The sequence below is a fragment of the Paenibacillus sp. FSL H8-0280 genome, assembly GCF_045040665.1.
In the GTDB taxonomy this organism is placed as follows: domain Bacteria; phylum Bacillota; class Bacilli; order Paenibacillales; family Paenibacillaceae; genus Paenibacillus; species Paenibacillus xylanexedens_A.
The window spans coordinates 4191997-4208001 of sequence record NZ_CP150296.1 but is presented as its reverse complement, the minus strand read 5'-3'; the positions used below and the strand labels follow the sequence as shown (position 1 = coordinate 4208001).

Here is a 16005-nt window from a genome sequence, read left to right as displayed (position 1 = left end):
ACAGCCTGTAACTGGAGAATATCAGTTGCAGGCTTTTTGATGTGTCGATGTAATAATCTTATGAAGTCCATGGAGGGGTTGGTATTATATTAGAAAAAAATTCAAAATGCCTGAGTCAGTGTGTTACGTTCTCTGTTAGTATAGTATGAACATCCAACCAAAACGGAGGACTCATGAATGAACATGTCAGAAATGAAAACGCTTGAAACTGCAATGAGTTATGCACCTATTTTGATGTTTGACAGAGCCGAACCCTTTTATCCTGATTTTATTGGCATTTCTGTGTTGCATCAAACTGGGCCTTCACCATCGTTCAGAAGGGACATTAAGTTTCCGACCGAGGTAGTACAATATGTAATTGAATATGCAATCTGGTGGGATTATGAGATTGGACATCTGTATGAAATGGAGCATGTATGGGTTTATGTGGGTCATGACGGAGAGGTAGTAGACTGTGAAGCCAGCTTTCATGGGAAGGTGCTGCGTGGATTATTGAAGGAACGGGTCAATGTGGTTGGACATCATGTATGTCTGTACTCACAGCCTGGCAAACATGCTTTCTCACCACTTCCGGTTGTATTTGAGTTATTGCCAAACCTGTATAGTGCAGCAGGTGCCGAAGCTGGATGTGATGGGCTACTTGTGAATGAGTTGTTTCAAGATTATTTTGAAACAAATGAACAGATCGATGCTCAGGTGGAGCGTTATCTGCAGACCAAAGCGTTTGTACCTACCATGGAGTTCGAAGAATATTTACTAAAACCGGAGATGTTCATGACGTGGAATAACCTGTTTAGTATTATTCCACTCAGGATTAAGGACCGCTTAATGGAACTGGAGCAGTTATATAACACATAAGTGATTAGTTTTAAATGGATTTTGTGTTAATTTAAAGTGTATTTTTTCGCTTCAAAACCAAACTTTGTTGATTCGGGTTTGGTTTTTTTAATGGGAAAATGGACTCAGTATAGCTAAACATTTATTAGACTTAAGTCTTGAAATGTGGAGCGTGTACAGCAAAATACATAATTTTTTTGCATGAAAATGATATGTGTTAGACGTAAGAACTATACAACTTCTTATGTAAATATAAGAAAACCATGTCACATGAAAATTTGTATGGAGAATGTATGTTGAAATCAATGCAGAATGTTCAATATACGTATATATGTAAATGAAAATAACAATTTAATAGGTAAAAAGTATAAATTATATTTAAAAGAAGATTCTTTATATCTGAAATAAAAATTCGTAATAGTGCAAATTTATAGAAATAAAAATCTCCTATTCAGTTTTAATATATTTATGTCGAAATAGATCGTAAGTTGTCTGGAGCGCGACCAAGAGAAGGGTTTACCAAGCGTTATATACATAACTGGACACTACGATGCCTAGGAGGAGATTACATGAAGTGGTTTGGAAATTTGAAAACAGCAACAAAGATTATCTCAGCGTTTTTAGTTGTGTCGATAATCCTTGCGGCGCTTGGCGTCTACTCTGTAGTAACATTGAGAAGTACGAATGAACGAATGCAAGAGATGTATAACAACAATCTAATCTCTGTCAAAGAATTATCCTCTGCTCAGATTGATTATCAAAGAATGCGTGTGAACGTGCGTGATTTGAGCTTCGAAACCGTCGAAACCGAAAAAACTCGGATCACGGAGAACATCGCTTCGATCCGTCAGAGTGTGAATGATCGCCTGACCATCTATCGTCCGCTTGCAACAACCCCTGAAGAAATAGAATTACTCCGTAATTTTGATGCGGAATATCCAGGATATTTAACAATGTTTGAACGAGCAACTAATCTGGCTCTCGCAGATGATCAAAGTGCCTTTAATACCTACCTTAAATCTGAACTTAAACCACAAGGGGACAAAATTGTTGACCTCCTTACCAATTTGATCGACCTTAATGAAAGTTTGGCTGAACAGGCGAATATACAATCTCAGGCTGCCTATTCACAAGCATTTAAAGTAACGATAATTCTTGTGGTTCTGTCCGTACTCTTCAGTATTCTCATTGGATATATCATCTCTCGCTCCATTTCGAAGCCACTCATGGCCATGCTGGGTCTAGCTACGGAAGTTGCCAACGGAAATTTGACCCTTAAATCAAACATCTCCAGCAAAGATGAAGTGGGTCAACTAGCCGCGGCACTGAATCGAATGGTCGATAATCTGAAAGAGTTAATTAACAATATCGTGATGAACTCCCAAAGTGTTGCTGCTTCTTCGGAACAGATCTCAGCCAGCACACAGGAAATTGCGAGCACCAGCACAAGCCAATCCAGTGAGGCGGGAAATATCTCCGAATTGTTCAAGGAGCTTTCACTTGCCATCAACTCCGTCGCTGCAAGTGCGGAAGAAGCGGCTGAACTATCCAACGATACGGTGAAGACTGCTCGTGAAGGTGGACTTGTTGTACAGACTTCATTGGAAGGTATGCAAGCTGTTAATACAAAAATGACCAAGCTTGAAGATGATTCTCGTAAAATCGGTGACATCATTGAAGTGATTGACGATATCGCTGAGCAGACCAATCTGCTCGCGCTGAATGCTGCAATTGAAGCGGCACGTGCCGGAGAACAAGGACGAGGATTCGCCGTAGTAGCAGATGAAGTCCGGAAGCTTGCCGAACGAAGTGGCGAGGCGACCAAAGAAATTACAGCCATCATCAAAGCAATGCAGGAAAACACGAGACAAAGTGTGCAAGCCGTAGCAGCCAGTGTTGAGCAGTCTTCCATGACTGGACAGGCGTTTGATCAGATCATTGATATGGTCAATAACTCTTCACAGAAAGTAAACGAAATTGCTGCTGCATGTGAAGAAGAAGCAGCCCAAGCTGCAGAGGTGATGAGCTCTGTTGAATCCATCTCGGCTTCCAGTGAGGAATCCGCTGCAGCGTCTGAAGAGACAGCGGCAACATGCCAGTCTTTGGCACATCTGGCGGAAGAACTGGCGAATTCGGCAGCGGCCTTCAAAACAAATTAATAAAATTGAATTGAGGGTGAATTGATGTCTTCACTTCAGAAGGAACAATATATTGAACTGTCTGTAGGTGCAGAGACTTGCGCCATTCGAATCGAAGAAATTCACGAAATTATTAAAATGCTTAGCATTACAGATATTCCATTCAGCCGCCCAGAGATCAAAGGGGTAGTTAATCTTCGTGGCAAGGTTGTATGTGTGATGAGTCTGCGGAACCTGCTGGGTATGCCGGATGAACCGGACACCAGAGCGACTCGAATTATCGTAGTTCGGCATCAGGAAGAATATATTGGCTTGATCGTGGATCGCGTGAACAAGGTAACCACATATTCGGAAATTCATCCGCCAACAGGCGGATATGGTCGTAACCGTGAAGGTTTATTCCATGGTGTGGGTCAACAGGAAGACAAGCTTGTGGGCATTTTGAAACTGGACGAAATATTGGGCGGTTAGGGAGGTATATACGAATGATGGATTTGTCTGCCTACCGTGACATCTTTATCGAAGAACTGAATGATCAACTGGAACGTATGGATCAGTCTTTATTGGCATTGGAGCTTTCGCCTTCTGTAGAACTAGTTCAGACGCTGTTTCGGGCAGCCCATACCATCAAGGGATCGGCATCCACTATGGATTTCCGAGAATTAAGCGACCTCACGCATGAAGTGGAGTATGCTCTTGAATGGGTCCGGGAGAAAAAACCGGAGATGACTTCTGAGCTAATTGATACGTTGTTCCGCTCTTTGGACGCCATGAAGGTGCTTCGTGATCAGTACATCCGTGGGGAAGCCTATGCAGACTTTCGAGCAGTAGTACGAGAAATAAAGGATTTAATTCAGACCCCGGCAGTAGTCGGGCAACTTAAAGTACCTCAATTGCAACCAGCAGAATCGATTATGGCACAGGTGGCTATAGTGTCAGGCAAGCAGTTATTGTCCATTCATATCGTGCTGGAGCAGAAGTGCATGATGAAAGCGGCCAGATATCATATTTTACGACAACGTATCGAGGACATCTGTGGTACGGTTGTCGCTACTTCGCTCATGGAGAGTCAACCGGGCGCGCAAAATGAAGATGATCATTATGGTCAGTTCATCATCATCGTAGCAACGTCGAAGGACCCACAGCAGCTTAAGGCAGAGCTGTCTTCAGACTCGGATATTCATATGCTGGAGATTGATCCATATCTGCTGGAATCCAATGAGGTTGCAGCGACGTCTGCACCACTTGAATTAATCTCTGAAACAGAGCAATCGAAACAAAGCTTGCCTACCGTGAATACAACTGGGCCGGATGAGAAAGTGAAAGCTGCTCAACCTACAGTTCGTGTGAGTGTTGAGCGTCTGGACCATTTGATGAATTTGGTCGGTGAACTGTTAATTGATCAAACATCCCTTGCAGATCTGAGTGGATCGGGTGCGCGTAAGGAGTCTTCAACACTCATCCGGAGTATTAGTGGTGTATCCGATCATATGGGCAGGGTAATCAAGGAACTCCAAGAAGGTGTAATGAAGACACGGATGTTACCCATTGATCAACTATTCAGTCGCTTCCCGAGATTGGTTCGTGACCTATCACAGAAGCTGGGTAAGGATCTGGAACTGGTTATTCAAGGTGGAGAGACTGAGCTTGACCGGATGATTATTGAAGAACTGAGTGACCCGCTGATCCATCTCATCCGCAACAGTGCAGATCATGGCATTGAAAGTGCAGAGGTTCGGGCGGAGAACGGTAAGCCGTCCAAAGGACGTATTACCTTAACTTCATTTCATGAAGAAAACCATGTCGTCATTCGTTATTCGGATGATGGCAAAGGTATCGATGGTGAGAAGATCAAAGCTTCAGCCTTGGGCAAAGGTATCATTAGTGAAGAACAGGCTGCACGCCTAACAACACAGGAAGCTGTACATCTCATATTTGAACCTGGCTTCTCGACGGCTTCTTCTGTCAGTGAAGTATCAGGACGCGGTGTTGGAATGGACATCGTGCGTAGTCAGATCGGGCGACTCAACGGTATAATTGATATTGATACGGAGGTTGGTGTGGGTACCACGTTTACGATTCGTCTACCGCTCACACTGGCGATTATTAAAGGTCTGTTAGTCAAAGTATCAGGTCGTGTGCTGATCTTGCCAATGTATAATGTTGCTGAGATTGTTCGAATTTCACCTGAAGATATTCAGATGATCCAGGGGCAACAAGCGATCCTGAATCATGGACGAATTGTACCTTTTCACCGACTGTGCGACAGGCTCAACTATCCACGAACAGACCGCAAATCCAAGACCATTCCACTGGTGATCGTGCGTTCCGTTGATAAAATTGCAGCTTACGCAGTAGATGAGATTATAGGAAATCAGGAAGTCGTTATTAAGACACTCGGTACGTATCTGGGAGCGATGAACCATCTATCTGGAGCAACGATCCTCGGCAATGGTAAAGTTGCTCTTATATTGGACGCGTCCTATCTGGTGAGTCTTTAATCGTTAGATAACACAAACTTTAGGCAGGCCAAAGAGCCTCATCATCCATAACTGGACGGTGGGGCTCTTCATTGTACCTTTTGGCATTATGACCACTTAGGATTTGAAAATGAGATCCATAAACCGGTTGGCAGCCAGAGAAATCGGCATATTGCGTTTGGTCATAATCCCCACATGGGAAGGGGGGAGCGGGACATCAAGCTGAATTTCGAAGAGAGAACCTTCCTCCAGTTCTTTGGATATAAATTCACGTGTGACATAGGAAATCCCCAGTCCTCGACGCGCAAACTCAATCAACAGATCAACACTACCAACCTCAATCTCAGGTTTCAACGTGTAATTATAGCTGTTAAACAACTCGGTTATAGCCATCCGAACCCGGCTGTTCCGAGAGAAAAGGATCAGTTGATGCTCCAGAAGCATCTCAAGTGTCATGACTTTACCCTTCAACTGAGCATAACGTTCCCCGGCTACAAAACAGTCTTTCAACTGAATACTTTCCCTGACTTCTAGCTGTGGATCAACAATGGGCATCCGAACAACACCAAGATCGATCTTGCCTTCTTTCAGGAAGGTAATTACTTCCGGCGTAGTTCCATGACTCAGATGTAGCTTGATGTTAGGGTACAAGGTGTGGAATTCCTCTAGATACGCCAGCATGTAATGCTTGAACAGGGAGTCACTGCCACCAATCCGGAGTTCACCATTGTCGAGATTCTTCAGTGCGGCCATTTTTTCTTCTGCAAGTGAGATCAGAATCTGGGATTGTTCAATATAGGAGTACAGACTGGCACCTTCCTGTGTCAGCGCTACACCCTTGGAATTTCGATAAAACAAGGTAAGACCAAAGCTCTCTTCCAATTGCTTAATGGCATGACTGACGCTGGGTTGAGTGATATACAGTGCTTTTGCAGCCTGTGTCAAACTTCCCGTTTTGGCGGCCCAGTAAAAGACTTTATATAGTTCGTAATTTGTTGTCATAGATGTGGTCTATAGCTCCTGTGAAATATATTAATTACTTGTATAGCTATAAAACGTATTATAGTGTAACTACAACAAAGAAACCAGAGTTACTTGGAAGGAGAACGGTGAGATGGAACCAACTACCATTGTTTTATTTGGTGCTACTGGCGATTTAGCCAAAAGAAAAATATATCCTGCCTTATATAACTTATATCTTGAGCAGAAGCTTCCTGAAACCTTCTCATTGATTGGTCTGGGGCGTAGAGAGTGGTCTGATGAATTCTTTCAGGCACAAGTGGAAAAATCATTAAATGAATTTTCCAGACGCCAAGCTGATCCTGAAGTTGTGAAGTCATTTGTGAAAGCTTTCCGCTACAGTGTATTGAATATAAGCCATAAGGAAGATTATATAAAGCTGTTGGGATTAGTTGAACAAAGAGAAGCTGAGCTTGGTATTCCGTCCAATCGCTTGTTTTATCTCTCGGTTGGTCCGGAATTTTTCGAACCGATTGCCGAGAACATTCAAGAAAGTGGACTGGGTTCCACAGAGGGCTGGAAACGCCTCGTCATCGAGAAGCCATTTGGTCACGATCTACAGTCCGCGAGAGATCTTAATCGCAAATTAAGCGAATCGTTCACGGAGGAAGAGATTTATCGGATTGACCACTATTTGGGCAAACCGATGGTACAGCGTCTGGAGACGTTGCATCAGAGTAACCCAATCATGAAGGCGTTATGGAACAACCGTTACATCTCCAATGTGCAAATTACAGCAAATGAGACTGTAGGTGTCGAAGAACGTGCATCCTATTATGATCATGTTGGTGCAGTGCGAGACATGTTCCAGAATCATATGTTGCAATTGCTCATGATGATGGCGATCCAGCTTCCATACAACAGTACTTCCGAAAAAGTTGGATTGAAGAAAAAACACATTATGGAATCGATCCAGCCGTTACAAAAACAAACTGTGGGCGCAAACATCATCCGTGGACAGTATGCAGAAGGCAATATTCAAGGTAAACCGGTAAATGCTTATACTGCTGAACCGGGTGTAGCCGAGAATACGATGAATGACACATTCATTGCTGCCAAGTTGCAAATTGATGATTTCTTCTGGCGTGGTGTTCCGTTTTACATTCGCACGGGTAAAAGAATGAAGGAGAAATCAACACGTATCGTGATTGAATTCAAAGAACCTTCAGGACAGACAAATGTGCTGAAAAACAAGGGTTCCAAGCCAAACCTGCTCGTCATTGAGATGAGTCCGGATCAGAGTATGACATTGCAACTGAATGCAAGTGATCCTGAGAATAAAGGTGAATTCAAACCGGTTCACATCGATCTTTCTCCGGATAAAGGTGACCTCGCAGAAGCTTACGAGAATCTGATTCGTGATGCTTTGCTGGGTGATCCAACATTCTTTGCCCACTGGGATGAAGTAGAATTGTCATGGGCGTGGGTGCAGCCAATTCTGGATGCATTCCAGGAAAATCTGTTGCCACTTCACCTGTATCCTGCGGGTAGCTATGGACCGGCTGAATCAGATGTTATGCTTGAAGAAGAAGGTCACCACTGGTGGTTTGATGAGCCGGCGGATCAGGAGTCTGTAGTTACAAATAGCATACCCTTGGCGGTTAATGCGAATCTCTAAACCAAAATAAAAAATATATCTGGAGGTAATTAAATCATGAAATTTTTTATCGATACAGCTAACGTGGAAGATATCCAAAAAGCATACAAAATCGGCGTATTGTCTGGTGTAACAACAAACCCATCTTTGGTAGCCAAAGAGGGCGTGAAATTCGAAGATCGTATTGAAGAAATCTTGCGTTTGGTACCTGAAGTGGAGTCCGTTTCTGCGGAAGTGACACCAGATGCCCTTACTGCTGAAGAAATGATCGCGCAAGCGAACGAATTGATCAAAATTAACAACAGCGACAAAAACATTACGATCAAATTGCCAATGACACTTGCAGGACTTGAAGCTTGCCGTTACTTGACCAAAAAAGGCGTGAAAACCAATGTAACGTTGATCTTCACTGTGAACCAGGCGCTTCTGGCTGCTCGTGCTGGTGCGACATATGTATCCCCATTCCTGGGACGTCTTGATGATATCTCCGAAGATGGCGTACAATTGGTTACCAAAATTGCTGAATTGTTCCGTACACATAACCTGGATGCACAGATTATTGCGGCTTCTGTAAGACATCCGGATCACGTTACACGTGTAGCAATGGCGGGAGCACATATCGCTACTGTTCCATTCTCCGTCATTGAACAAATCTCCAAACACCCACTGACAGATCAAGGTATGGACAAATTTGCAGCGGACTGGAAAAAAACAGTACAATAATCACTGAACATTTATTCGTTTCAACTTACTATATAAATAATGGAGTATTGGGAGGACATAATGAGTAAACAACAGATTGGTGTTATTGGATTGGCAGTAATGGGTAAAAACCTGGCTTTGAATATTGAAAGCAAAGGTTTCTCGGTAGCGGTATTTAACCGTTCCCCGGAGAAAACGAACGATCTTCTGAAAGAAGCAGAAGGTAAAAACCTGACAGGTGCGTTCACCATTGAAGAATTCGTGGAATCCCTGGAGTCTCCGCGTAAAATTCTGATCATGGTCCAAGCAGGAAAAGCAACAGATGCAACGATTGAGCAACTGCTTCCTCATCTGGATCAAGGCGACATTATTATCGATGGTGGTAATGCTTACTTCCCTGACACACAACGTCGCAGTAAAGAACTGGAAGAAAAAGGTTTCCGCTTCATCGGGGCAGGTGTATCCGGTGGTGAAGAAGGCGCACTGAAAGGCCCGGCAATCATGCCAGGCGGTCAGGAAAGTGCTTATCAGTTGGTAGAACCGATCCTGACAGCGATCTCCGCTAAAGTTGGCGATGACGCTTGCAGCACATATATCGGACCAGACGGTGCCGGACACTATGTGAAAATGGTGCATAATGGTATCGAGTACGGAGATATGCAGTTGATTGGTGAAGCTTATCACTTGCTCAAATCCGTATTGAACGTTTCCGTTGAAGAATTGCATGAAATCTTCACCGAGTGGAATCAAGGGGAGCTGGACAGCTACCTGATCGAAATCACGGCAGATATCTTCTCCAAATACGATCCAGAAACAGGAAAACCAATGGTTGACGTTATTCTGGATGCGGCTGGACAAAAAGGAACAGGTAAATGGACAAGCCAAAGTGCGCTGGATCTCGGCGTTCCATTGTCCATGATCACAGAATCCGTATTCTCCCGTTTCCTGTCTGCCATGAAGGACGAGCGTGTAGCAGCTAGCAAAATCCTTAGCGGACCAGCAACTGAAGCATTCTCTGGCGACAAAAAAGCGTTCATCGAGAACGTGCGTAAAGCATTGTTTGCAAGTAAAATCGTATCCTATGCACAAGGATTTGCACAAATGCGTGCAGCTTCCGATGAATACGGCTGGGATCTGAAATACGGCAACATTGCCATGATCTTCCGTGGCGGCTGCATCATCCGTTCGCAGTTCTTGCAAAACATTAAAGAAGCATATGACAAAGATGCAGAACTCAAAAACCTGCTCTTGGATCCTTACTTCCAAAACATCGTTGAATCTTATCAAGGCGCATGGCGTGAAGTTATAGCGGCTGCTGTAAAACAAGGTATTCCAGTACCTGGTTTCTCCAGCGCTCTTTCTTACTACGACAGCTACCGTACAGAGCGTTTGCCAGCAAACTTGCTGCAAGCTCAACGTGACTACTTCGGTGCTCACACATTCAAACGTGTGGACAAAGAAGGTTCATTCCACTTCCAGTGGATGGACACAAACGAGTAATTTTAATTCCGAAATTATAGCATTCCTGCAGTTGTCCTTGAATTTAACTATTCAGGGCGGCTGCGGGAATGCTTTTTCTGGTTAATGGTTTGAATTTAAATATTATCAAATTGTAATAAAATGTACGAATCTGGGTTTGGCAAACAGGTGATCTGACTCTTCAACTACGTTATACTTGTTCAGACGGAACTACATCCGTGATGAAAATTCAGAATACAACTTATTGACGTGGAGGTTAGACCGGGCATGTTTGTATTAGCAGGTATATTGTTTTTGGTCGTATACGGTTTATTAGTGTTCTACATAGGCTGGAGCGGTTGGAGTTGGATGAAACCAGTCGTGTCCGCCAGATTTCGATGGTTTTATATTATAGCGCTTGTATTCCTTGCTGTTTCCTTCATTTTGGCACGTGTGTTTGGAAGTATCTCGTTTCTCAGTATCATCGGTTCTTACTGGCTGGCGATCTTCTCGTTGTTATTGCTAATCCTGCCCGTCGTTCACCTGACGATGTGGTTGCTGAGATTAACCCGTATTCCGAGACATCACACTCAGAAATGGGCAGGTGTTGTTACACTGGTATTGTTAGTGTCTACAATGAGTTATGGAATTTTCAACGCTTACAGCCCGGTAGTGAGAACATATAATATCCAGATTGATAAAAAAGTAGATGGTATAGACAAGCTCAACATTGTCATGGCTGCCGATATGCACTTCGGACTTCTATCTGGCCCTGCTCATGCCAAACGCATGGTGGAAGAGATTAATGCTCTGAAGCCGGATCTGGTGCTGTACCCTGGAGATATTATTGATGACAATCTGGATATGTACCTCAATAGCGGAATTGCTGATATTATCAGTGACATTCAGGCTCCATACGGCGTCTATGCTTCACTCGGGAATCACGATAAGTTCGATGGTCCGATTGAAGATCTGATTGCTGCGCTGGAGAAGAGCAACATGCAAGTTTTGTACGATGACAAGATTGTACTGGACGACAAGATCACCCTCATTGGTCGGAAAGACCGAACAGAGAAGGATCGTGCAGAAGTAGCTACTTTAATGCAAGGTACTGACTTGAATCAACCGGTATTTATGATGGATCACCAACCGTATGATCTGGATATTGCGGAGCAGAACAATGTAGATCTGGTCGTATCCGGTCACACCCACCGTGGACAGATTGCGCCGGCTCAGTTCATCACAAAAGCGATTTACGAGAATGATTGGGGTTATCTGCAAAAGGGTTCTATGCACTCCATCGTAACCTCAGGATTTGGCTTCTGGGGACCTCCAATTCGTACTAGTAGTCGTTCGGAGATTGTACAGATTAATGTGACCTTCCAGCAATGATGAAAGGCCCTTCGAGAAAAGGGCTCGTTATAAGCACGTCAAGCGTAGATTGATGATACTGGCTCCGCTGTATGATGACAAGATCAAATCGACTGTCGTCATAAAGCGGAGTATTTCTTATGCAATTTTAAATCGGCGCTTCAAGCAGCTTGTTTTTTAATATGTAAGTTAGTTTCTTACCCCTTTTGAAGGAATGGCTTCAAACGAATAAAATGCGCCTTTTGTATTGATTTTACCGATAAGCGTTGTGGCTCCTTTTTTCGTGAAGGTGTACTCGTTCTCTTGGATACGAACGGAATAACCTTTTAGCTCAATATCAAATATAGATCTGACTGTAGGTATAGCAATAGATAGTGCTTTGTTTTTGCTGAGCTTGGGCTTGGCAAAAAACTTCTTGAAATGAGTATCGTTTTTCCAGTTAATACCTAGTTCGTTGGTGACTTTCCATACCTTTCCGGTCTTGCTGCCGATATGTACGTAATTTAGATTGTCGTCATCTCGATACTGCCATAACATATCTTTTCCTTCTACGGTAAATAAGGTGTAATCAAAAGCTTTTACTGTGGGTATTCCAAGTGTTTTGAGTGAATTTCGTGCTATGTTTGTCATCCAGGCATAGGAATCATCGATTTTATATTGCAGAATTGCCGACATTTGATTATCTTTGTCCACATCGATGTAAAGTTGTTGACTTGGTCCAAAGATGACCCAGTAGTTTTGGAGTAAATGTCCATGGTCCTGATCATTGGCTTTGAAACGCAAAAATCCACTTTTAATGAAGATATCTTCATCCTCAAACGTTTTTAAGAAGGCATCAAGCTTCAGGCGTAGCGCATTATTCATGACTTTATTGAGATCAGCGGTATCATACATGATAAGGGTGGACGCGACATGATTTGTATCAGGATCGTATCTTTGTGTGAAATCTGCGAATCCAGTTCCATCTATAGTTCCGTTAATGACCCACGGATCAAATGATGTGTCTATTTTGATGAATTGAATGTTCTGTTTCCCCACGAGTTTAACTATTTCATCATTCAAAAGTTTTTGTGTCTTCCGATCCAGCTGGTCGGCGGACTCGTAATTCTCTATTAACGAGAGTTCATTGGATTTTGCGGCCAAGGTGGGAGGCGCTGATAACAATAGCGAGATGGCAGCAATGACGGCGGTAAACGAAGTGATTTTTTTCAAGGTGAATCCTCCTGATTAGATTGGGTCATATTATTAAATATCAAAGGTTATATCTCATTTCAAAATAACATAAAAGGTAAATGTTTCATATGACCTAAAAAAGTGGAATAGAGCGGTAGTATTTTTGGGTTGACACCGTTTTCAGGTTATGATAAATTAGATCCGAGGCTTGTTACCGGTAATGCGGGCAAAACCACTATGGAAATGATTTTATTATTTCTGTTTTGGTTTTGCCCTTTTTTATTCCTCAAAAAAAACCAGGTGGGTCCGTAATGATTATTAAACAGATATTTAATAACAATATTGTCAGTACCGTGGATGACAAAAATCAGGAACTACTGATCCTCGGCCGGGGTATCGGATTTAAGTTCAAAGCAGGCGATGAGATTGATGAAGAGCGGATTGAGAAGGTATTTCGTCTTCAGGATGCATCGATTTATGAGAAATTCAAATCCATCGTAGCTGAAGTGCCGATTGAGATTCTGCAGGCAACAGATGATATTGTGACACTGGCACGAACGCAACTGAACAAAACCATCAGTGACGGGATCTATGTCTCGCTGTCTGATCACATTCACTTTGCTGTTCAACGCTTGGAAAAAGGAATGATTACTCGTAATCCACTTTCTTGGGAAGTTCAGCACTTCTATAAGGCGGAGTATGATGTGGCCAGAGAAGCACTGACCTTGCTGAAGGAAAGACTGGATATTGAGTTTCCAAAAGATGAAATCTGTAATATTGCCTTACATTTCATCAATGCGGAAGTGAATGATTCCATGAACGATGTCACCCATCTGATGCAGCTGTTGCAGGAGATTATGAATATCATCAAATATCACTTCAACGTCGAATTGGATGAAGATAGCGTCAATTATTTCCGCTTCATCACCCATTTGAAATATTTCTGTCAGCGTGTCATTACTCATTCTTCACATGATGATGCTGAGGAGTATTTATATGAAGTGGTTCGGAAAAACTATCCGGAGACATTCAAATGTATTGGCAAGATCGAGACTTTTATCCATAAGAACTATCAGTATGACATGACTCACTCTGAGCAGTTATATCTAACGCTCCATCTGGAACGTTTGATGAAAACCAAGCGGGACGAGAAGTCCGCGCAATAGAATCAAATTACAACTGGATATCCTATGGGCTTGTTACTGTTCAATCAGGCAATACCCGAATGAGATGGCGCCATCAATGTGCGCTAGATTCGTTCGGGTATTTTTTATTGGAAAAATGAGGAGGAAAACATCATGAAACATCAGGAAACGGCGCAGGAAATCATCAAAGCCGTTGGGGGAACAAACAATATTAACTCAGTTTATCACTGCGTTACTCGACTACGCTTTGATTTGAAGAATAACGATAAAGTCGATAATGGCTCACTCAAGAAATTGGATAAGGTCATGGGAACAAATATTTCCGGCGACCAATTCCAAGTCATTATCGGTAATGATGTGGCAAAAGTGTTCGATGCCATGGTGAAGGAAAATCCGGCAATCCAGCAAACTACAGAAAAGAAAGAGCCAAAGTCGGATAAAAAACAAAATGTCGTGCTGAAAATTTTTGAAACAATCGCAGGTGTCTTTGCTCCGATGCTTCCAGCGATTACTGCGGCAGGTATGCTCAAGGGATTACTTGCACTATTTGTGTCCGTAGGTTGGATGTCTGCTGGAACGGATACGTATCGTATTCTTTCAGCCATTGGTGACGGCGTATTCCACTACCTGCCTTTACTGATTGCAGTCAGCGCTGCTCGTAAATTCGGCAGTAACCCGTTTGTTGCGATTGCACTAGGTACGGCACTCATGTATCCAGACATGACAGCATTGTTATCTAGCGGTGAATCGGTTGGATTTTTGGGAATCCCGGTTACAGCAGTAAGTTATGCTTCATCGGTTATCCCGATTCTTCTTGCAGTATGGTTGATGTCCTATGTTGAGAAATGGGTTGACCGTGTTATCCCTGCTGCGCTCAAGCTATTGCTTGTGCCACTGATTACCTTGCTTGTAATGGTTCCGGTAACGCTGATTGCGATCGGTCCATTGGGTACATTTGTAGGTAGCGGATTGTCTGGCGGTATCAACTGGCTGCTGAATGAAGGCGGATTGATTGCAGGTATTGTTCTTGGCGGCGCGATGGCACTCATTATTATGACAGGAATGCACTATGCACTTGTGCCGATCATCCTGAGTAATATCGCTACACTGGGCTTTGATAAATTCTTGCCATTGACCTTTATCTCCAATATGGGTCAGGCTGGTGCAACACTCGGCGTATTCTTCCGGGCAAAAGATAAAAAACTCAAAACGGTGGCATTGTCCACGAGCTTTACAGCTCTGATGGGTGTAACGGAGCCAGCTATGTACGGTGTAAACATGAAATACAAAAAACCATTTGCCGCAGCGATGATTGGTAGTGCAGTGGGTGGCGGATTTGCACTTGCTTTTGGCGCGAAAGCGTATGTACTTGCGGGTAACGGTGGTCTCCCAGGACTTCCTTCCCTGATCGGACAGACCTTCTGGTATTCCTTTGGGGGTATGATTTTGGCCTTTATCGTGGGTGCAATCATGTCTACGATATTTGGTATCAAGGAAGAAGAAGGAGACGCAGAGGCGTTGGCTCAATTCTCACCGGGTGCTTCTACAGCACCAGCGAAAGTAACTTCTAACGATGCTGCAACCGTAAATGTAGACGACATGGGCGATCCAACACCAACGAGTGATGCAGTAGCTGTTGCACCGATGACAGGTAAATCCATCCCGCTCAAAGAAGTCAACGATCCAACATTTGGTGATGAATTGATGGGTAAAGGTGTGGCATTTGTTCCAACGGTGGGCGAATTGGTATCTCCAGTGACAGGTACCATCATGAATGTGTTCAAAACAAAACATGCGATCGTTGTCCGCAGTGATAACGGAATGGAATTGTTGATTCATGTTGGAATTAACACGGTGAAGCTGCGTGGACAGTATTTTGATGCACATGTTGCTACAGGAGCACGTGTACAGGCTGGAGACAAATTACTCACATTTGAACTGGCCGAGATTGCAAAAGAATACGACATCACAACCGCTATGGTTGTTACCAATACGGCTGATTACAAGCAGGTTTTACCTGTGAAATTGGGCGAAATCACGATGGGTGAAGACGTCTTGAAAGCTGAGATCTAAACGGTCCGTCT

12 protein-coding genes are annotated in these 16005 nt (G+C 43.3%); 10 read left to right on the top strand and 2 right to left on the bottom strand.

The window, feature by feature from the left end; all coding sequences use genetic code 11:
• The first annotated feature begins 177 nt into the window (after nucleotides 1-177).
• The 4 genes from MHI12_RS18300 (at nucleotide 178) to MHI12_RS18285 (ending at nucleotide 5476) form a co-directional block, all read left to right on the top strand.
• Nucleotides 178-858, top strand: coding sequence for a hypothetical protein (locus MHI12_RS18300; protein WP_341007947.1), 681 nt, complete (start codon nucleotides 178-180; stop codon nucleotides 856-858).
• Between the two features lie 548 nt (nucleotides 859-1406).
• On the top strand, nucleotides 1407-2996 hold the full coding sequence (locus tag MHI12_RS18295) for a methyl-accepting chemotaxis protein (protein WP_405169973.1): 1590 nt from the start codon (nucleotides 1407-1409) through the stop codon (nucleotides 2994-2996).
• A gap of 24 nt (nucleotides 2997-3020) precedes the next feature.
• The gene (locus tag MHI12_RS18290; RefSeq protein ID WP_017687852.1) at nucleotides 3021-3446 is read left to right on the top strand and encodes a chemotaxis protein CheW; all 426 of its coding nucleotides are present in this window, start codon (nucleotides 3021-3023) and stop codon (nucleotides 3444-3446) included.
• Nucleotides 3447-3460: 14 nt separating this feature from the next.
• Nucleotides 3461-5476: a chemotaxis protein CheW gene (locus MHI12_RS18285; protein WP_405169972.1), complete on the top strand. Its 2016-nt coding sequence runs from the start codon at nucleotides 3461-3463 to the stop codon at nucleotides 5474-5476.
• Between the two features lie 96 nt (nucleotides 5477-5572).
• On the opposite strand, the gene MHI12_RS18280 is transcribed toward MHI12_RS18285, so the two are convergent.
• Nucleotides 5573-6457 carry a LysR family transcriptional regulator gene (locus tag MHI12_RS18280; protein WP_036672843.1) on the bottom strand — a complete coding sequence of 295 codons (885 nt, stop codon included), beginning with the start codon at nucleotides 6455-6457 and terminating at the stop codon, nucleotides 5573-5575.
• 112 nt (nucleotides 6458-6569) lie between these two features.
• Here MHI12_RS18280 and zwf point away from each other — a divergent pair, with 112 nt between their 5' ends.
• The 4 genes from zwf (at nucleotide 6570) to MHI12_RS18260 (ending at nucleotide 11624) form a co-directional block, all read left to right on the top strand.
• Complete coding sequence (zwf, locus tag MHI12_RS18275; RefSeq protein WP_339297188.1) at nucleotides 6570-8093, top strand: glucose-6-phosphate dehydrogenase; 1524 nt, start codon at nucleotides 6570-6572, stop codon at nucleotides 8091-8093.
• Nucleotides 8094-8129: 36 nt separating this feature from the next.
• Complete coding sequence (gene fsa, locus MHI12_RS18270; RefSeq protein ID WP_341007942.1) at nucleotides 8130-8795, top strand: fructose-6-phosphate aldolase; 666 nt, start codon at nucleotides 8130-8132, stop codon at nucleotides 8793-8795.
• Nucleotides 8796-8855: 60 nt separating this feature from the next.
• Nucleotides 8856-10274 (top strand): NADP-dependent phosphogluconate dehydrogenase, encoded by a 1419-nt coding sequence (gene gndA, locus MHI12_RS18265; RefSeq protein WP_105599284.1) that lies wholly within the window; start codon nucleotides 8856-8858, stop codon nucleotides 10272-10274.
• A 246-nt stretch (nucleotides 10275-10520) separates the two neighbouring features.
• Complete coding sequence (locus MHI12_RS18260) at nucleotides 10521-11624, top strand: metallophosphoesterase (protein ID WP_405169971.1); 1104 nt, start codon at nucleotides 10521-10523, stop codon at nucleotides 11622-11624.
• Nucleotides 11625-11792: 168 nt separating this feature from the next.
• Here the strand turns inward: MHI12_RS18260 and MHI12_RS18255 are convergent, their stop codons facing one another.
• The gene (locus MHI12_RS18255) at nucleotides 11793-12815 is read right to left on the bottom strand and encodes a hypothetical protein (protein WP_405169970.1); all 1023 of its coding nucleotides are present in this window, start codon (nucleotides 12813-12815) and stop codon (nucleotides 11793-11795) included.
• 272 nt (nucleotides 12816-13087) lie between these two features.
• Between MHI12_RS18255 and licT the strand changes: the two genes are divergently transcribed.
• A complete protein-coding gene (gene licT, locus MHI12_RS18250; protein WP_405169969.1) occupies nucleotides 13088-13942 on the top strand; it encodes a BglG family transcription antiterminator LicT in 855 nt (284 codons plus the stop codon).
• A 132-nt stretch (nucleotides 13943-14074) separates the two neighbouring features.
• Nucleotides 14075-15994 (top strand): beta-glucoside-specific PTS transporter subunit IIABC, encoded by a 1920-nt coding sequence (locus tag MHI12_RS18245; protein WP_405169968.1) that lies wholly within the window; start codon nucleotides 14075-14077, stop codon nucleotides 15992-15994.
• Nucleotides 15995-16005 lie beyond the last annotated feature (11 nt).